General features: G+C 58.5%; 17 protein-coding genes and 3 pseudogenes. 7 read left to right on the top strand and 13 right to left on the bottom strand.

Features of this window, described 5'->3' with window-relative positions; all coding sequences use genetic code 11:
- Entirely contained in the window at nucleotides 1-348 is a 348-nt protein-coding gene (locus BLU63_RS26935) for a hypothetical protein (protein ID WP_083376692.1), read from the bottom strand.
- 193 nt (nucleotides 349-541) lie between these two features.
- Between BLU63_RS26935 and ku the strand changes: the two genes are divergently transcribed.
- Nucleotides 542-1,402, top strand: a complete 861-nt coding sequence (gene ku, locus BLU63_RS26930) for a non-homologous end joining protein Ku (protein ID WP_010460516.1) — start codon at nucleotides 542-544, stop codon at nucleotides 1,400-1,402.
- A gap of 120 nt (nucleotides 1,403-1,522) precedes the next feature.
- Here ku and lpxO read toward each other — a convergent pair whose 3' ends face one another.
- Entirely contained in the window at nucleotides 1,523-2,422 is a 900-nt protein-coding gene (gene lpxO, locus BLU63_RS26925; protein WP_077747809.1) for a lipid A hydroxylase LpxO, read from the bottom strand.
- A gap of 495 nt (nucleotides 2,423-2,917) precedes the next feature.
- On the opposite strand from lpxO, the gene BLU63_RS26920 reads away from it, so the two are divergent.
- The gene (locus tag BLU63_RS26920) at nucleotides 2,918-4,507 is read left to right on the top strand and encodes an ABC-F family ATPase (protein WP_010460520.1); all 1,590 of its coding nucleotides are present in this window, start codon (nucleotides 2,918-2,920) and stop codon (nucleotides 4,505-4,507) included.
- Nucleotides 4,508-4,665: 158 nt separating this feature from the next.
- On the opposite strand, the gene BLU63_RS26915 is transcribed toward BLU63_RS26920, so the two are convergent.
- A complete protein-coding gene (locus BLU63_RS26915) occupies nucleotides 4,666-5,676 on the bottom strand; it encodes a tyrosine-type recombinase/integrase (RefSeq protein ID WP_077747747.1) in 1,011 nt (336 codons plus the stop codon).
- 186 nt (nucleotides 5,677-5,862) lie between these two features.
- On the opposite strand from BLU63_RS26915, the gene BLU63_RS26910 reads away from it, so the two are divergent.
- Nucleotides 5,863-6,912, top strand: coding sequence for a DNA-binding protein (locus tag BLU63_RS26910; RefSeq protein WP_011154388.1), 1,050 nt, complete (start codon nucleotides 5,863-5,865; stop codon nucleotides 6,910-6,912).
- A 135-nt stretch (nucleotides 6,913-7,047) separates the two neighbouring features.
- Nucleotides 7,048-7,317: a hypothetical protein gene (locus tag BLU63_RS26905; RefSeq protein WP_033979952.1), complete on the top strand. Its 270-nt coding sequence runs from the start codon at nucleotides 7,048-7,050 to the stop codon at nucleotides 7,315-7,317.
- Between the two features lie 36 nt (nucleotides 7,318-7,353).
- Here BLU63_RS26905 and BLU63_RS26900 read toward each other — a convergent pair.
- The 3 genes and pseudogenes from BLU63_RS26900 to BLU63_RS26890 all read right to left on the bottom strand — a co-directional run.
- A pseudogene (locus BLU63_RS26900) lies at nucleotides 7,354-8,048 on the bottom strand (OprD family outer membrane porin); the annotation flags it as partial.
- Between the two features lie 93 nt (nucleotides 8,049-8,141).
- Entirely contained in the window at nucleotides 8,142-11,108 is a 2,967-nt protein-coding gene (locus BLU63_RS26895; protein WP_083376691.1) for a Tn3-like element TnAs3 family transposase, read from the bottom strand.
- A 2-nt stretch (nucleotides 11,109-11,110) separates the two neighbouring features.
- Nucleotides 11,111-11,413, bottom strand: a pseudogene (locus tag BLU63_RS26890) (helix-turn-helix domain-containing protein); the annotation flags it as partial.
- Between BLU63_RS26890 and BLU63_RS26885 the strand changes: the two are divergent.
- Nucleotides 11,409-11,591 (top strand): annotated as a pseudogene (locus BLU63_RS26885) (MerR family transcriptional regulator); the annotation flags it as partial. The pseudogenes BLU63_RS26890 and BLU63_RS26885 sit on opposite strands and share 5 nt — an antisense overlap.
- A gap of 84 nt (nucleotides 11,592-11,675) precedes the next feature.
- Complete coding sequence (locus tag BLU63_RS33455; protein WP_011405611.1) at nucleotides 11,676-12,134, top strand: hypothetical protein; 459 nt, start codon at nucleotides 11,676-11,678, stop codon at nucleotides 12,132-12,134.
- A gap of 90 nt (nucleotides 12,135-12,224) precedes the next feature.
- Here BLU63_RS33455 and merD read toward each other — a convergent pair whose 3' ends face one another.
- From merD to BLU63_RS26850, 6 genes are all read right to left on the bottom strand, one after another.
- Nucleotides 12,225-12,572, bottom strand: a complete 348-nt coding sequence (gene merD, locus BLU63_RS26875; protein ID WP_021443905.1) for a mercuric resistance transcriptional repressor MerD — start codon at nucleotides 12,570-12,572, stop codon at nucleotides 12,225-12,227.
- Nucleotides 12,569-13,207 (bottom strand): organomercurial lyase MerB, encoded by a 639-nt coding sequence (gene merB, locus BLU63_RS26870; protein ID WP_011405610.1) that lies wholly within the window; start codon nucleotides 13,205-13,207, stop codon nucleotides 12,569-12,571. The genes merD and merB overlap by 4 nt, the downstream gene beginning before the upstream one ends.
- Nucleotides 13,208-13,287: 80 nt before the next feature.
- Entirely contained in the window at nucleotides 13,288-13,941 is a 654-nt protein-coding gene (gene merG / locus BLU63_RS26865) for a phenylmercury resistance protein MerG (protein ID WP_011405609.1), read from the bottom strand.
- A gap of 35 nt (nucleotides 13,942-13,976) precedes the next feature.
- Nucleotides 13,977-15,686 carry a mercury(II) reductase gene (gene merA / locus BLU63_RS26860; RefSeq protein WP_011405608.1) on the bottom strand — a complete coding sequence of 570 codons (1,710 nt, stop codon included), beginning with the start codon at nucleotides 15,684-15,686 and terminating at the stop codon, nucleotides 13,977-13,979.
- 187 nt (nucleotides 15,687-15,873) lie between these two features.
- The gene (gene merP / locus BLU63_RS26855) at nucleotides 15,874-16,149 is read right to left on the bottom strand and encodes a mercury resistance system periplasmic binding protein MerP (protein ID WP_011405607.1); all 276 of its coding nucleotides are present in this window, start codon (nucleotides 16,147-16,149) and stop codon (nucleotides 15,874-15,876) included.
- Nucleotides 16,150-16,162: 13 nt separating this feature from the next.
- Nucleotides 16,163-16,513 carry a mercuric transport protein MerT gene (locus tag BLU63_RS26850; RefSeq protein ID WP_001294663.1) on the bottom strand — a complete coding sequence of 117 codons (351 nt, stop codon included), beginning with the start codon at nucleotides 16,511-16,513 and terminating at the stop codon, nucleotides 16,163-16,165.
- A gap of 71 nt (nucleotides 16,514-16,584) precedes the next feature.
- Between BLU63_RS26850 and merR the strand changes: the two genes are divergently transcribed.
- On the top strand, nucleotides 16,585-17,019 hold the full coding sequence (gene merR / locus BLU63_RS26845) for an Hg(II)-responsive transcriptional regulator (RefSeq protein WP_005303925.1): 435 nt from the start codon (nucleotides 16,585-16,587) through the stop codon (nucleotides 17,017-17,019).
- Between the two features lie 203 nt (nucleotides 17,020-17,222).
- Here merR and BLU63_RS26840 read toward each other — a convergent pair whose 3' ends face one another.
- Entirely contained in the window at nucleotides 17,223-17,555 is a 333-nt protein-coding gene (locus BLU63_RS26840; RefSeq protein ID WP_033979951.1) for a DUF2790 domain-containing protein, read from the bottom strand.
- Between the last annotated feature and the right edge of the window lie 114 nt (nucleotides 17,556-17,669).

Raw genomic sequence — 17,669 nt, 5'->3', positions numbered from 1 at the left:
TCAACGGTTGCTTGTGCCTGCATCTCGAGGGGGCGGATTGGGAATGAATTTGGGTGGGCTGGCGGGAGCGGTATGGTTCTGGGGATAGCGATTGCCGATGCCGCCGTTATCAAGGGTCGGTGAACGGGGCACCGGGACGGTATTTGGCCCGCGAATGACCGGGGCTGCGGGTTGTGTGCCTTGCATGCTATTGGGATTGGCCCGGCGGATCGGGCTATTGTAGGGGTTGCTGGAATTGCCCGTGGGGCTCTGGGCCAGCAGCATCGACGATGGTGGCGAGGCCTGGGCCAGCTGACTCATCAGGCCACTGAATGCCAGTACGGTGCAGGCGAGCACGAATCTGTTCATGGGAAGCCTCTGGGCGTCAGCGTGGATAGAATCTTCGATAGCACGCTACGCCCGGGGTTCGGATTTGTTAACTAAAACCTCTTTCTTAAGATGTAACACCAGTTGACGGTCCAGCAGGACCGGGCCGCAGCCCGCTGAAACTTTTGCGCCGCGCCGCGGGTCACCTGAACACATCACTCGCGAGTAGACGACCATGGCACGGGCAATCTGGAAAGGCGCAATCAGTTTCGGGCTGGTGCATATCCCTGTGGCGCTGGTGTCGGCGACGTCCTCGCAGGGGGTGGATTTCGACTGGCTCGACAGCCGTAGCATGGAGCCGGTCGGTTACAAACGCGTCAACAAGGTCACTGGCAAGGAGGTCACCAAGGAACACATCGTCAAAGGTGTGCAGTACGAAAAGGGCCGGTACGTGGTCCTCAGTGAGGAAGAAATCAAGTCGGCGCACCCGTTGTCCACGCAGACCATCGACATCTTCTCTTTTGTCGACGCCGAACAGATCCCCCTGCAAAACATCGACACGCCCTACTACCTCGCGCCGGATAAACGCGGCGGTAAGGTCTATGCGCTGTTGCGCGAAACCCTCAGCAAAACCAATAAAGTCGCCCTCGCCCATGTTGTCCTGCATACCCGTCAGCACCTGGCGGCGCTGATGCCCCTGGAATCGGCCATGGTGCTGGTCATGCTGCGTTGGCCCGCTGAAGTACGCAGCCTCGATACGCTAGAGCTGGGGCCTGAGGTGACCAAGCCCGAACTGGCCAAGGGCGAACTCGACATGGCCAAGCGTCTGGTGCAGGACATGAGCGCCGACTGGAAGCCCGAGGATTATCGCGACAGTTTTGAAGACAAGATCATGGCGCTGGTCGAGAAGAAGGCGAACGAAGGCAAGATCGAGGATGTGGAAACGGCGACGGGTGAAGAGGAACGCAAGACGGCTGATGTGATTGATTTGACTGAATTGCTTAAACGTAGTCTGGGTGGCAAGACTGCCGGCAAGGCCAAACCGGCGGCTAAACCTGCAGCGAACAAAAAAGCCACGAAGACGTCTCGTGGCTGATTGTTGTTTTCGCGTTGGATGTCAGGCCCCCTTCGCGAGCAGGCTCACTCCTACAAATGATCGCGGTCAACTGTAGGAGCGAGCCAACTCGCGAAGGGTTTGCAAGCCGGCATACAACATTCAGATCAGCACAAATACCGCCAGCAACCCACCAAAGATCGCCCACTTTTCAAGGTAGTAAAGTTTGCGATTACGCTTCTTCAGCGCCTTGCCCCGCAGCCGAATCGCGTAGATTTTGGCAAACAGCCGGTTGATGCCCCCGGTCTTGTCCCCGGCATCATTCGGCGCGCCCGCCGCCGACATCACGTTACGGCTGAACCAGCCATTGAACGCCGCCGCCCAGCGATACTTCATCGGCCGCTCGACGTCGCAGAACAGAATGATGCGGTTCTGCTGAGTGGTGTTTTCGGCGTAGTGAATGAAGGTCTCGTCGAACATCACCGCTTCACCATCGCGCCAGTGGTAGTTCTCACCATCGACGTTGATGTAGCAACCGGCATCGTTCGGCGTTTCCAGGCCCAGGTGATAACGGTACGAGCCGGCGTAGGGATCGCGGTGGCGGACCAGTTTGGAACCCGGTGGCAACTCGGCGAACATCGCGGCTTTGATCGACCCGATGCTTTGCACCAACTCAGTGGTGCGCGGGCAGAGTTTCGTCGCCGAAGGATGGCTGTCGCCGTACCACTTCAAGTAGAAACGCTTCCAGCCGGTCTTGAAGAACGAGTTGAAACCGACATCGTCGTATTGGTTCGAGCGCTTGATCTCCCCGGCCCTGAGCAGGTTCTGGCCTTCCGCGCGAATTTCTTCCCAGTGCGCCTGCAACGGACTCAGGTCCGGGAAATCGGCCGGGTCGAGATAAGGCTTGTTGGGGATTTTCGAGAACAGATAAAGGAAGCAATTGATCGGCGCGAGAAACGACGAGTGATCGCTCAGTTGGCGGCCCAGCTTGTGGCGCACCCGCCCACGCAGATGGACGTAGGCAATGGATACAACGTAAATAGCGGCAATGATCAGTTTCACAGAAATCGTCACATGTCAGAAGTGAACAAACTGCGTCCCCGGCCAACCTAGCGGCCCAAGGGTCTTGTGCAGCGTCTGAATACGAAACAGCGGTCCCGGTGGCGCGTCCTTGAGCCTCTGCCGACGGTCGGCGCCTGTTGAAAAGTGGCATTTTAGGCTCATTTTGTAACCAATAGTTAACCTTCAAATGTGAAAATCTGTCCGCTGGTGCCACCAAAGCGCCCGTGCGGCCTCAACGCCCTATCGTTTAAAGAGCCAGACCAGTACAATCGCCGCCAAACATTACGCGCCCCCCTTGGTTGATGACGGGAATGAACCCCGTCTCAGCGCACTTCGACTCGGGCCAAGCGCTCCAACTGCTGCTGTCCACTTATTGCCAGATGGACCTTCCGCTTCTGACCGGGATGCATTTCCCGTGGTTTGAAAAACGGAAACGGGTACTGAATCGGTACTGCCGCAACCCTAGCTACTCTGAATGCTTCGCAGGAAAAACCTTTGATCTCTACAGCTAACATCACGATGCAGTTCGGCGCCAAGCCGCTATTCGAAAACGTTTCGGTCAAGTTCGGCGCGGGCAACCGCTACGGCCTGATCGGCGCCAACGGTTGCGGCAAGTCGACCTTCATGAAAATCCTCGGCGGCGACCTCGAGCCGTCCGGCGGCCAGGTCATGCTTGAGCCGAACGTGCGTCTGGGTAAATTGCGCCAGGACCAGTTCGCCTACGAAGAATTCACCGTTATCGACACCGTGATCATGGGTCACGAAGAGCTGTGGAAGGTTAAAGCCGAGCGCGACCGCATCTACTCGCTGCCGGAAATGACCGAAGAAGACGGCATGGCCGTGGCCGAGCTGGAAACCGAGTTCGCCGAAATGGACGGCTACACCGCCGAATCCCGTGCCGGTGAATTGCTGTTGGGCCTGGGTATCGGCATCGAGCAGCACTTCGGCCCGATGAGCGAAGTGTCCCCGGGCTGGAAACTGCGCGTATTGCTGGCTCAGGCGCTGTTCTCCGATCCTGAAGTACTGTTGCTCGACGAACCGACCAACCACCTGGACATCAATACCATCCGCTGGCTGGAAAACATTCTGACCCAGCGCTCCAGCCTGATGATCATCATCTCTCACGACCGTCACTTCCTGAACAGCGTGTGCACCCACATGGCTGACCTGGATTACGGCGAGCTGCGCCTGTTCCCGGGCAACTACGACGAGTACATGACCGTGGCGACCCAGTCCCGCGAGCAACTGCTGTCGGACAACGCCAAGAAGAAGGCACAGATTTCCGAGCTGCAATCGTTCGTCAGCCGCTTCTCGGCCAACGCCTCGAAAGCCAAGCAGGCCACTTCCCGCGCCAAGGCGATCGACAAGATCCAGTTGGCCGAAGTCAAGCCTTCGAGCCGTGTGAGCCCGTTCATCCGTTTCGAACAAACCAAGAAACTGCACCGTCAGGCTGTCATTGTCGAGCGCATGGCCAAAGGCTTCGACGGCAAGCCGCTGTTCAAGGACTTCAGCTTCCAGGTTGAAGCGGGCGAACGCGTCGCGATCATCGGCCCGAACGGTATCGGTAAAACCACCCTGCTGCGCACCCTGGTCAACGAACTGACCCCGGATGCCGGCACCGTGAAGTGGACCGACGCCGCAGAACTGGGCTACTACGCCCAGGACCACGCGCACGACTTCGAAGACGACTGCAACCTGTTCGACTGGATGGGCCAGTGGACCCAGGGCGGCGAGCAAATCGTTCGCGGCACCCTCGGCCGCATGTTGTTCTCCAACGACGAGATCCTCAAGTCGGTCAAGGTTATCTCCGGTGGTGAGCAAGGTCGCATGCTGTTCGGCAAGCTGATCCTGCAAAAGCCGAACGTGCTGATCATGGACGAACCGACCAACCACTTGGACATGGAATCGATCGAAGCGCTGAACCTGGCGCTGGAAAACTACCCGGGCACGCTGATCTTCGTCAGCCACGACCGTGAGTTCGTATCGTCGCTGGCCACCCGCATCATCGAGCTAAGCCCAAGCGGCGTGATCGACTTCAGCGGTACTTATGATGACTACCTGCGTAGCCAGGGCGTTGTGTTTTAAGAGCAGCTATTAGGGGGCGTGCCGAGATAAGCCAAAAATTAGGACATTCGTTCTGTAAGTAACTGTTTTTAAGGGAACTGCTCATGTGCTGCGGAAGGACGGTCGAGAATAGAGGGTGGCCACTTGGGATTCTAACCAGCCCTGCTTACAAACCTTGGCTACGGTTTGCGTCGTAATAACGAGCCAGCCGCATTCTCCTCGAAAGCTCCAGCTTCCTCGATATAGCCGTGTACGGTGCCATCGTGCCGCCAGCCACCCTGTCGTTTGATCTCAAGGAAATCCGCCCCAGCCCGATGCGCACTGGTAGCCAGTCCCCGACGCAGACTGTGGCTGCTCAGTTCGGGCACATACAACAGCCCTGCGGCTTCGGCACGTGCCGTCAGGATGGTATTCACGCTGCCCTCGTGCAGTGCCACCTCGCCGAGTACGCCCCAGCGGCTGATGCGCCGGAACAGTGGCCCCTGAACGATCTGAGCCGCGTCCAACCACCGGCGTAGCGCTGTCGCGGGGCAGCAGATGCTGTCGCCGTATGGGATCGCCTTGTCGAGTCCCTCGCCCTCCTGATCGGTCTTGGAACGGGGCAGCGTGATCCGTAGACCTTCCTGCTCCCACTCGAGGTATTGCATCTCCAGCGTGACCAATTCGCTGCGCCGGAACGCACCAAAATACCCGACCTGGAGCAGTGCACTGTCCCGCAGTGTCGCCAGTCCGTCGAGCGTGTTCAGGTGCACCACGATGCGTTCGAGATCCTCTAGGACCAGGGCCTTGGCTTTTTGTCGAGGCCGCCCGTTCACCCGCTCAATACCGCGCAAGGTTTTGCCCACGGTGGCGCTGGCGGTAGGGTCAGGAAAACCCTGATAACGGTGCCATTGCGACAGCGCCGTGAGGCGCAGGGCCAGGGTGCGCGGGTTCAATACTTCCGCAAAAGACAATAGATAACGAATCAGCGCGGCTTCATCGCACGGCAGCACGCCGCCCCAGGCGAGAAAGTGGCGAATGGCCGAGCGGTAGGTGCGCCGGGTGTTGTCGGTTGTCGCGGCGGCGAGAAAACGCTGATGTTGCTCAGCCAATTGTTCGGGGGTGGTGAGCGTACCGGGGGTACGCGCAAGTACTGTCGGCTCTTCGTGCCGCCTGGTGGGGAGGTTTTCGTCATTATTGCCGGCTGTCATCACGAAGCGCCTGTTTAGGCCATGTGTACCGCAGATTATAGACACAACCCTCGATCGCGATGACTTAACTCACGATAACCGCGCTTATCGTGGGTCAACTGACGGTCTCAGTCGGCTGAACTATTCTGTACTTAAATCGAGGTATTACGTTTTCCATAATACGGTACGAAAAAATCCGAGGTGTTCATGGCCCGTTCCGGCGTCCTCTACCTGCATGTTGCCCAGGCGGCCACCCAACTGGTGGCTGCGGGCCACAACCCCACCATTGACAGCATCCGCGTCGCCCTGGGTGGGACGGGCAGCAAAAGCACGATTGCTCCGTTGTTAAAGCGTTGGAAAGCCGCGCATCCCGGCACGCTGGCCCAGGCCGAACTGGGATTGCCCGCGGAGCTGGTCCTGGCGCTGAAAGGACTGTACGAAAAAGTTCAGGCGGAGGCGGCCGTCCAACTCCAGCAGGCCGTAGCGGCTCACCAGGCAGAGGCCGACGCGTTGCAGGAACAGTTGCAGCAGGCATTCGTCGAGCGCGACGCGCAACTCAGCGTTCAGGAGCAGCAGGCCCAGGCACTTGCCGTAGCCACTACGCGCAGCCAGGGGCTGGCTGACACCCTGCAGCGTCAGGAGATCGCCCTGGCCAGCCTGGGCAGTGAAAAGACCGGGCTCGAACAACGTCTGGCTGACCGCGCCGCCGAGGCGGCCGCACTGACCCGGCAACTGCAACAAGCGCGGGAGCAGTTTGAGCACTACCAGGCATCGGTCGCGCAACAACGCAGCGACGAGCGCCAGGCCACTGAGCAACGCCAGCAGCGCCTGGAACACGAATTGGCAGCGCTCCGGCAGCGTCTGCTCGCGCAGCAAACCCGCCTGGGCGAACTGCAGGCGCAGGAACAACGCCTGGTGCAGGACCATGATCGTCTAGAGAGCACCCTGCTCACGACGCAAGCGACGCTCGCGCAGAGTCAGATTGCGCATGAACACGTCTTACTTCAATTCACCGACTTGCAACAGTCGCATCAGGCACTGGAGCAGCGCCATGGCCAAGGTGAGCAGCGTTTGGCTGAGACGCGGACTTACCTGGCCGTCAATGAACGGGAGCGAAGCCTGCTGGCGGAACGCTTAAGCCAAACTGAAAGCCAATTGAGCCAGTTGGCCACAGAAAAGCAGCTTCTCGTGCAAGACAACGCGGTGCTGTCAAGCCAGCTCGCAGAGTCCAGAGCGATGAAGCCGAAGACTTGTTGACCGAAAAAGGCGCCTACCTCAGGCGCCTGAAACCATCCTCCAAACCAAAGGAGCCAAACAGGAGGACAGTGGAGCAATCAACTCTTCAATACACAGCCTGGCTGGAAACCAAGGTCGTAGATGAGGAGAGTCGCCATGCGTAACGCCATTACCTACACCGTCCTTGCTACCTTCATAGCCCTTGGAACTGTTGCCACGGGATTTGCCGAACAGGCCAAAGCCCCCGCCCAAAGCAGTGCCGAGACAAATAAGGGTGAGGACATGCACATGATGGACGGCAACCATATGCCGATGATGGACATGCAGGAAATGTCCAAGATGATGAAAAACTGCAATACAATGATGGAGAACATGAACCAACACATTGGAATGGAGTCCCCGAAGGGCGATAGCAAGGCACAATAGCGATCTGGTTCACGTCGGCCGTCTCCGTCCCTCGCCGGTGTGCGCCCCGACACGGAGGCCGACCTTGCCGCTCCAGATATCGTTCTCAAAACTGCCGAGGAGCTGCTTCCCCTCATCGACGGCCTTGTAGTAATTCAAACCACCGACCAAGGCGACATCATCTGCAAGCGGGTAGCTCCAGGTAGTGCCGGTATAGTATTGGTTTCAGGCATCCTTGAGACAACTGGTGTAAAGGCTGAAGCCAAGGTTGTCGTTGGGTGTGTAATCACCGCCGACTATCCACGGAGAGCCGACTTCGCCTGCGTAGAAGGTTGCAAAATCATCCCGCATGCTGCTGGAGCTGGGTTGGCTCATCGCGTGCAGGCGTCCGCCCTGTAGCACCAAGCCCTCGACACTGGTGTTGTATGCGGTGACGCCGCGGAAGCTTTCCGGAAGCAGTCGCGAATCGCCGTACTGCACGACAGGCGTGACAGGGAAGACATCGCCTACTTTGATTTCAGTGTCCAGGAAACGGGTCTTTACGGCGCCGCCGAGCTTGGAGTAATTGTCCTCGGCCTGGCCGAGCCCGACTCGAATCGGCCTATGACTCCGTGGGCCCATTCTTCCGAGTAGCCATTTCCTGTACTGCTGGACTGGCCTTTGCGAAAATCACGGTTGAAGTAGAAATTTCGATTGAGGATGCTCAGGCTGCTGCCTTCGATGAATCCCTCGCCTTTTTCCTCGGCGGCCATTGCAGCCTGCGCAGCGCTGATGCTCAAGACGATCTGAGAAAGTCCCAACAGGGCCTTGTTGGGGTCGTCTCAGAAAACGGAAAATAAAGCACGCTAAGCCGGTTGCAGAGGCCGTAGCGGCCTGAACTTCCCCGCGCCGATCTTGGCGCTGCTGCGCCATAGGTAATCACCGGTCAGGTTGATGTGCTCCCAGCCGAGTGGCGACAGGTACTGCAATAGCGAGTCATCGACGGCATGACCATTGCCGCGCAACGCATGCGCCGCACGCTCCAGGTAGACCGTGTTCCACAGCACGATGGCCGCCGTCACCAGGTTGAGGCCGCTGGCCCGGTAGCGCTGCTGCTCGAAACTGCGGTCACGGATTTCACCAAGGCGGTTGAAGAACACGGCACGGGCCAGCGCATTGCGCGCCTCGCCCTTGTTCAGCCCGGCATGCACGCGGCGGCGTAGCTCGACGCTTTGCAGCCAGTCGAGGATGAACAGCGTGCGCTCGATGCGGCCCAACTCGCGCAGCGCGACGGCCAAGCCGTTCTGGCGCGGGTAGCTGCCGAGTTTCCTGAGCATCAGCGAGGCCGTCACCGTGCCCTGCTTGATCGAGGTGGCCAGCCGCAGGATTTCGTCCCAATGGGCGCGGACGTGCTTGATGTTGAGCGTGCCGCCGATCATCGGCTTGAGCGCGTCGTAGGCGGCATCGCCCTTCGGGATGTAGAGCTTGGTGTCGCCCAGGTCGCGGATGCGCGGCGCGAAGCGGAAGCCCAAGAGGTGCATCAGGGCGAAGACGTGATCGGTGAAGCCCGCCGTGTCGGTGTAGTGCTCCTCGATCCGCAGGTCGGATTCGTGGTACAGCAGGCCGTCGAGCACGTAGGTTGAGTCGCGCAGGCCGACATTGACCACCTTGGTGTGGAATGGCGCGTATTGGTCGGAGATGTGGGTGTAGAAAGTCCGTCCTGGGCTGCTGCCATATTTTGGGTTGATGTGCCCCGTGCTCTTTGCCTTGCTAGCGGTTCGGAAATTCTGTCCGTCCGATGATGATGTGGTGCCATCGCCCCAGTGCCCGGCAAAGGGATGCCGAAACTGAGCGTTGACCAGTTCAGCCAACGCTGTCGAGTACGTTTCGTCGCGGGTATGCCAGGCTTGCAGCCAAGCGAGCTTCGCGTAGGTCGTGCCGGGGCAGGACTCGGCCATCTTGGTCAGGCCCAGGTTGATCGCGTCGGCCAGGATCGTGGTCAACAACAGGTTCTTGTCCTTGGCCAGATCGCCCGATTTCAAGTGCGTGAAGTGCCGGGTGAAGCCCGTCCACTCATCGACTTCGAGCAGCAGTTCGGTGATCTTGACGTGCGGCAGGACCATGGCTGTCTGGTCTATCAGCGCCTGCGCGGTGTCGGGCACCGCCGCATCCAGCGGCGTGATCTTCAAGCCCGACTCGGTGATGATGGCATCCGGCAGGTCGTTGGCTGCCGCCATGCGGTTGACGGTGGCAAGTTGTGCTTCCAGCAGCGTCAGCCGCTCATGCAGATATTGTTCGCAGTCGGTGGCCACGGCCAGCGGCAATTCGCTGGACTGCTTGAGGCTGGTGAACTTCTCGGGCGGTACCAGGTAGTCCTCGAAGTCCTTGAACTGGCGTGAACCCTGCACCCAGATGTCGCCCGAGCGCAGGGAGTTCTTCAACTCGGACAGCGCGCACAGTTCGTAGTAGCGCCGGTCGATGCCGGCGTCGGTCATCACCAGTTTCTGCCAGCGCGGCTTGATGAAGCCGGTCGGTGCATCGGCTGGCAGCTTGCGGGCGTTGTCGGTGTTCATGCCGCGCAGCACCTCAATGGCATCAAGCACGTTTTTGGCGGCGGGCGCGGCCCGCAGCTTGAGCACGGCAAAGAATTCCGGTGCATAGCGGCGCAGGGTGGCGTAGCTCTCGCCGATGCGATGCAGGAAATCGAAGTCATCGGGTTGCGCGAGCTTCTGCGCCTCGGTGACGCTCTCGGCAAAGGAATCCCAGGACATGACGGCCTCGATGGCGGCAAACGCATCGCGGCCTGATTGCTTGGCGTCGATCAGCGCCTGACCGATGCGCCCGTACAGACGTACCTTGGCGTTGATGGCCTTGCCTGACGCCTGGAACTGCTGCTGATGCTTATTCTTGGCAGCGTTAAACAGCTTACCCAGGATGCGGTCGTGCAGGTCGATGATTTCGTCGGTGACGGTGGCCATGCCCTCGGTGGCCAGCGCCACGAGAGTGGCGTAGCGCCGTTGCGGCTCGAATTTGGCCAGGTCGGCGGGTGTCATCTGGCCGCCCTCGCGGGCAATCTTGAGCAGGCGGTTCTGGTGAACCAGCCGCTCGATGCCGGTAGGCAGATCGAGTGCCTGCCATGCCTTGAGGCGTTCGATGTGTTCCAGCATATGCCGCGAATTTGGCTTGGCCGGAGACTGGCGCAACCAAGCCAACCAGGTCGTCTTGCCGTTGTCCCGGCGCTTGAGCAGATCGTCGAGGCGGCGGCGATGCGCGTCCGCCAGTGGTTCGGCCAAGGCGTCGTAGATGCGCCGGTTAGCACGGGTGATCGCCTCGGCACTCGCCCGCTCGACGGCGTTGAGGGCGGGCAGAATGACCGACTGCCGCCGCAGGTGCCCGATCAAGGCGCTGGCCAGCACGATGCCTTTGTCGGTTTGCATCGCCAGCTCGGTCAGCATCTGGACGGCCTGCCGGTAATGGCTCATGGTGAAGGGCCGGAAACCGAACACGGTTTGCAGCTCGCTCAGGTGCTCGCGCCGGGTCTGCTCCCGCTGGCCGTACTCGTTCCAGCTTTCGACGCCGACCTTGAGCTGGTCGGCGACCAGCTTCAACAAGGGCGGGAACGGTAGTTCATCGACGCCCAGGATGACGCCGGGAAAGCGCAGGTAACAGAGCTGCACCGCGAAGCCCAGCCGATTGGCTGGCCCGCGCCGCTGTCGGATGATCGAGAGGTCGGTATCGTTGAATGTGTAATGTCGGATCAGGTCGTCCTTGGAGTCCGGCAACGCCAGCAGGCTTTCCCGCTCGGCGGCGGACAGGATGGAACGACGTGGCATATTTACTGATCCGTTCTCAAGTATTGATACAGGGTTTCGCGACTGATTCCGAATTCACGAGCAAGCTTGGTCTTTTGCTCGCCAGCCTCGACACGTTGGCGCAGTTCGGCAATACGCTCAGACGACAGGGATTTCTTCCTGCCACGGTAAGCCCCGCGTTGCTTGGCGAGCGCAATACCCTCGCGCTGACGCTCGCGGATCAGGGCGCGCTCGAACTCGGCGAACGCGCCCATCACCGAGAGCATCAGGTTCGCCATCGGAGAGTCTTCGCCAGTAAAACTGAGGTGTTCCTTGACGAATTCGAGCAGCCTGGCCGAACACAAGCTCAAGGACGTGCGCGAGAAGATGGCCGACTTGGCGCGCATGGAAACCGTGCTGTCTGAACTCGTGTGCGCCTGCCATGCACGAAAGGGGAATGTTTCCTGCCCGTTGATCGCGTCACTACAGGGCGAAGCAGGCCTGGCAAGGTCAGCTATGCCTTAGCGTGCTTTATTTTCCGTTTTCTGAGGTGCCCCCTACCAGCAACGCACCGCCGAAGACCGGCAGCAGGAGCGCGAGCAATTCCAGATGGTTAACCGGGGCCTGAAAGACCAGATTCAAGACCTGCAAAACCGGCTCATCCAAGCCGAGTCAAGAGCGTCCGAGCTGATAGACACTAATGCGCAATTACAACGACAAACGCATGAGCTCGAACAGGCCAATGCGATGCACAAAAGCACCTTGGATAGGCAAGTGGCCGATATCCAGAACTTGGAGCATCAACTTAACGACGCCTCGGCAAAAAACCGGGAGCGGAAGCATGAAAGCAAACAATTGGCGGATAATATTGCCGCACTCGCAAGCCAGAAAGCAGATGCCGATAAGCAGGTGGCCGTACTATCCCAAGCATTAGAGGTCACCAAAACGGATCTGAAAGCCTCTCAGAATAGAGCGGAAGTTCTGTCCGATGAGAACAAGTTGATTCTTCAGGAAAAAGCGGTGATTCAGGGGCAGTTTAAGCAGCTTCAGGAGTCACTGTCGCGATAAAGGCTTTAGTCAAACATTCATCGAAAAAGCTATATTAATCAATATATTATATACGAAGTGGCTAATTCCAACGCTTTTACCGGCCGGACCTCAAGTAGCTGCACCGGCCGCCATTTCATTCAAAGAGGCCTCGACGACAGTCAAAACTGTTCGACGCACGTCGATCTTCCATCGCACGCGCTCGACGCATCGGTCCAGGCTTTCGCTATCGTCTGCGTCCAATGCTTTGCAAAGTCGCGCCAGTTCGTCGAGCCCAATTCCGGACTCGAAGGCTGCGCGGAGAAACCGCAGCCTTCCGAGTGTTTTGTCATCGAAAATGTTATAGCCACTTTCGGTTCGCCGAGCAGGGTGCAACAAGCCGCGTATCATGTAGTCGCGCACGACATGCACGCTGACGCAAGCATCATCAGCCAGCTTCGATATCGAGTACGCATTCATACTGGGCTTTCCTCGCAGTCCTCTAGCAGCTTAAGCGCGACATCATGACCAAGGTCGAACGCACTCTCGACAGGCACGACCTCAATCCCTTGGTGGGTCGAAGCCCACGAATTTGCAATAGACGGAGACGCAAAGAAATGCACATGACAGCAAAACGAACAACGAATGTCGGGCGAAGTATCCGGAGTTCGCAGTGAAACCATTGCTTCTGCCGGTTCGACATGAAGCACTGCTTCTGGTGCAACGGTGAGAGTGATCGGCCTACCGGTGGCGGCGCAGCGGGAAGTGACACGGGCAATCTTGCCGGTCAAGGCGGGAAACATCAAGGTGTCCAGCGCACACCATGTGTACAAATGACGGCCATCCACCTCAAAAACGTGAGAGGTTTCACGTAGTGTCAGCCCCAGTCCAATGATATTGGCCTCGTCGTCATATTCCGTACCAGGTGCCTGCTCAAGTACCGTTGCAACTCTCGCTCCAGACCATCCGAGTGCGCCGGCGAGCTTTTCGCGTGATACAGGTCCCCCCATCGCTAGCTGTCGGAGCAGCGCGACAAAGAGCGTTGCGAACTCTTTAGGATGATTGCCAGATGAAAGGCTTTCGGCAATCTTTTTGGAATAAATAGTCTTGTCCATTTTCCACCTGTTATATCGGGCAGCGATCAACCGGGATAAACCTTACTCGGCGGTTACGTCCTGCGCTTAACAAAGACGAATTACTTTGTGCCTTGCCGGCGTTGCCATTCCTCGGCCAGCAGCTGGGCTTGCTGTAACTGTTCGGGCTTCATTTGAGCTGCATAGTCTGCAACGACTTTTGCTGCTGTCGGTTCTCCCGACGCTGCGGCCAGACTCATCCACTGGTATGCCTGCACCTGGTCGGGCGCGATGTCGGTAAGACCCTTTGCAAACAGCTGGGCCAGCCTGACTTGAGCCTGCGTGTGTCCCTGCTCGGCAGCGAGGCGGTACCACTTGAAAGCCTCTGCATCGTTGGCAGGAGCCGCACGCCCATTCTTATACATACCGTCGACTTCACTTCCGTAGAGGCGCCCGAGGTTGAACTGTGCATCGGCTTCACCCTGCTCGGCCGCCCTGCGGAACCACTGGATCGATGCCGCGTGGTTTTGCTTTACGCCCATACCGCATTTGTACGCAAGACCCATGATGTTCTGAGCCATGGCATCGCCAGCCCTGGCCTTCTTTTCCCAATCACTGACGGTCTCTGGCGACAATGTTTCAATCGCGGCGCCGAGCTTAGAAAAATCATAAGCCGCCAACGCTTGGTTTGGCATGCCTAACGTTGCGGTACTTGCCAGTACGATCGTCAAGCACGCGCGTACACGGCGTAATTTAAGTCTGATGTCACAAAACATAAAAACTCCTCTGTCCCTGTTTTGGTGCCCAAGGTTTAGCCGGCACAGCACGATAGCTGTGTCACATCCTTCGAAAAAGTCTGTGCCACCAGTTTGAGACCTTCAACCATGGTGAGGTAAGGGAAAAGCTGGTTAGCCAGATCCTGGACGGTCATGCGGGCCCGGATGGCAATCGCGGCAGTCTGGATGATTTCGCCTGCTTCCGGTGTCACAGCCTGGACTCCGAGAATGCGTCCGGACCCTGCCTCAGCAACAAGCTTGATAAAGCCGCGGGTATCGAAGTTGGCGAGTGCACGCGGCACATTGTCGAGCGTGAGCGTACGGCTTTCGGTTTGCAGACCAATGCGCTGGGCCTCTGCTTCACTGTAGCCTACCGTGGCAACTTGCGGATCGGTGAACACGACTGCCGGCATGGCGTCGAGATCGAGCTTTACGTCGCCGCCGGTCATATTAATGCCAGCCCGGGTACCAGCCGCGGCTGCAACGTAGACGTACTGAGGCTGGTCAGTGCAGTCGCCAGCTGCGTAAATGTTCGAAGCACTCGTGCGCATGCCTTGATCGATCAGGATGCGATGTTGCGAGTCAAACGTCACACCTGCGCGCTCGAGATTCAGGCTTGCGGTATTTGGCGTGCGGCCGGTGGCAACAAGCAATTGATCCACCTTTAACTCGCCCTGCGCGGTCGTCAGGATGAATTGGCGGTCGCAATAGGTCACGGCACTCGCCTGCGTCTGTGTCAGCACCGTGATGCCTTCCGCACGGAAAGCTGCAGTCACGGCCTCGCCAATGGCAGGGTCGTCACTGGCAAACAAGGTGCGCCGGGCCAGGACCGTCACCTCGCTGCCCAAGCGCGCAAACGCTTGTGCCAGTTCCAGTGCTACGACCGAGGCGCCAATTACTGCCAGCCGTTTAGGAATGGCTTCGCTAACCAGGGCTTCGGTGGACGTCCAATATGGCGTTCCTGCAAGACCAGGCAACGGCGGGATGGCAGCGCTTGCACCAGTGGCAATGAGACAGCGATCGAAGGCCACTTCGCGAGTGTCACCTTCTGCCGCTTCCACGATAAGCGTTTGGCCATCCTTGAATCGGGCGCTGCCTCGCACCAGATTGATCGACGGATTGCTTTCGAGGATGCTTTCATATTTAGCATGACGCAGCTCGTCCACACGGGCCTGCTGTTGCGCCAGCAGACGGTCACGCAGGACAACTGGGGGCGTTGCCGACAGTCCCACGTCAAAAGGACTTTCGCGTCGCAGATGAGCGATATGCGCTGCCCGAATCATGATCTTAGAAGGGACGCAGCCCACGTTGACGCAGGTGCCGCCGATAGTTCCCCGCTCGATCAGGGTGACACGGGCACCGTTTTCAGCTGCCTTCAGCGCTGCTGCCACAGCGGCGCCGCCAGTACCGATGATCGCCACATGCAGCTGACCTGCCGGTTTCTCCACCGCGCGCTCGCCGCTCAGCCACTGGGCGGCTTTGCCAAGGAGTCCTGGCTGTTCAACACTGCGCTCTTTGCTTTCAAATTCGTCTGTAGGCGTAGCACCGTAACCAAGGGCGCCCACTGCTGCTACGAGCGCGGACACGTCAAGCCTATTGCCTGTGACTTGCGCCTTGTTCGATGGATAATCGACAGCCGCTCGCGTTACGCCGGGGACCGCCAGCAGCGCGTCCTCAACGTGCCTTGTACAACTTGGGCAAGTCATTCCCGCCACGCTCAAACCAACTTCGTTTAACTCTTGCATTCCGCTCTCTCTTTTATCCGTTGTGCCCAAGCCAACTAGTACGACGCCTCGGTCACTGAATCGGTTGTGCGCTTCAGGGAACAGGCTCCGTGGGTCGTTTACAGGCTGCTCACGCGATGACGACCGGCAGAATCGCCTGAGCGGCATCTCTGCCGTGGTTCTAGCGATGCTGCCGTTATTTGTTGCCTTACTTCTTCAGCTCAGATGGGTAGCCTACATCCGTCGTCGCCTTGCTAAGCGCCTGGACGTTGGTCTTCGCATCGTCAAACGTTACGACGGCAAGCTTGGTTGAGAAGTCGACCTCGGTCTTGCTAACACCGTCGACCTTGCTCAAGGCCTTTTTAATGGTGATAGGACAAGTCGCGCAGGTCATGCCAGGAACGGCCAAGGTGACCGTCTGCGTGGCGGCCCACACCGGGGCAACAGCGGCGGCGAGGGCAAGGGAGGCAAACAGTTTCTTCATGATGAACTCCTGGTTAATAGAAAAATGGAACGACATAGGGAAATCCAAGCGCGACCAGGACCAGCACGGCCACGATCCAGAAAATCAGCTTGTAGGTGGCGCGCACCTGCGGAATCGCGCAGACCTCACCTGGCTTGCATGCCTGCACGGGCCGGTAAATCCGCTTCCAGGCGAAGAACAGCGCCACTAGCGCCGCGCCGATGAACAACGGTCGATAGGGTTCCAGCACCGTCAGGTTGCCGATCCAAGCACCGGAGAAGCCCAGGGCGACCAGTACTAGCGGCCCCAGGCAGCAGGTCGATGCAAGAATGGCGGCCAGCCCGCCGGCGAAGAGCGCACCGCGCCCGTTTTGTGGTTCAGACATACGTTGGCCCTTTTGAATTTGGATTGGATAGCGTAACCTTACTTCCGTACTCATGTACGGAGTCAAGCGATATGGAAAATAATTTGGAAAACCTGACCATTGGCGTTTTTGCCAAGGCGGCCGGGGTCAACGTGGAGACAATCCGCTTCTATCAGCGCAAGGGCCTGTTGCCGGAACCGGACAAGCCTTACGGCAGCATCCGCCGCTATGGGGAGGCGGACGTGGTTCGGGTGAAATTCGTGAAATCGGCACAGCGGCTGGGGTTCAGTCTGGACGAGATTGCCGAGCTGTTGCGGCTCGACGATGGCACCCACTGCGAGGAGGCCAGCAGCCTGGCCGAACACAAGCTCAAGGACGTGCGCGAGAAGATGGCCGACTTGGCGCGCATGGAAACCGTGCTGTCTGAACTCGTGTGCGCCTGCCATGCACGAAAGGGGAATGTTTCCTGCCCGTTGATCGCGTCACTACAGGGCGAAGCAGGCCTGGCAAGGTCAGCTATGCCTTAGCGTGCTTTATTTTCCGTTTTCTGAGGTGCCCCCTTGTTGTTCATAAACGCTCTTGATGTTTTGGCAGATTTTTCATTGTGCGGTTGTGTATATGCCGAAGCGCGCCGGGCATAGCCGGGTGCGCTTCTTACATACTTCCACATGCAAAATAACGTCAGGGTGACGTGAAAATTACTTTTCCGTCAGCAACACGTCAACAATGCTCAGTGCTGGCTCCTGCAGTCCGTTCCTGATACGCGGTACTCCAGAATATGCAGGTTTCCGCTCGAATCCTCGTAGGTCATTTGCGCAGGCATCACATCGCAGTTGCCATTGGTCGACGTGACGTGAATGACCTTGGCGATGTCGAGCTTCATGCCATAGCGGTAGTGAGTGACTTCTGGCGGGTTCTTGCCTTGGGCGCTAGCGTATTCGCGCATGGATTGCTCGTTGGCCTGGATCATCTTACCGTACAGGCGATCGGAACTGCCATCGGCCCATACGGTGGATGACAGCAGAGTCGCACTCACTATCAGCAGCAGTCTTAGGTGTTTCATAACGGCGATCTCCTCTCGGGTTTTCGATCCACGATTCAACTCTACCTCCGTAGTTAAGTACGGAATCAAGGAGGGAGGAAATGAAGGTCCTGGTTTATGGCGCCGAGATAAGAT

The organism is Pseudomonas mandelii, from assembly GCF_900106065.1.
Classification (GTDB): domain Bacteria; phylum Pseudomonadota; class Gammaproteobacteria; order Pseudomonadales; family Pseudomonadaceae; genus Aquipseudomonas; species Aquipseudomonas mandelii.
Note: the sequence above shows the minus strand (reverse complement) of the source record. Positions and strands in the feature narration are given on the sequence as shown.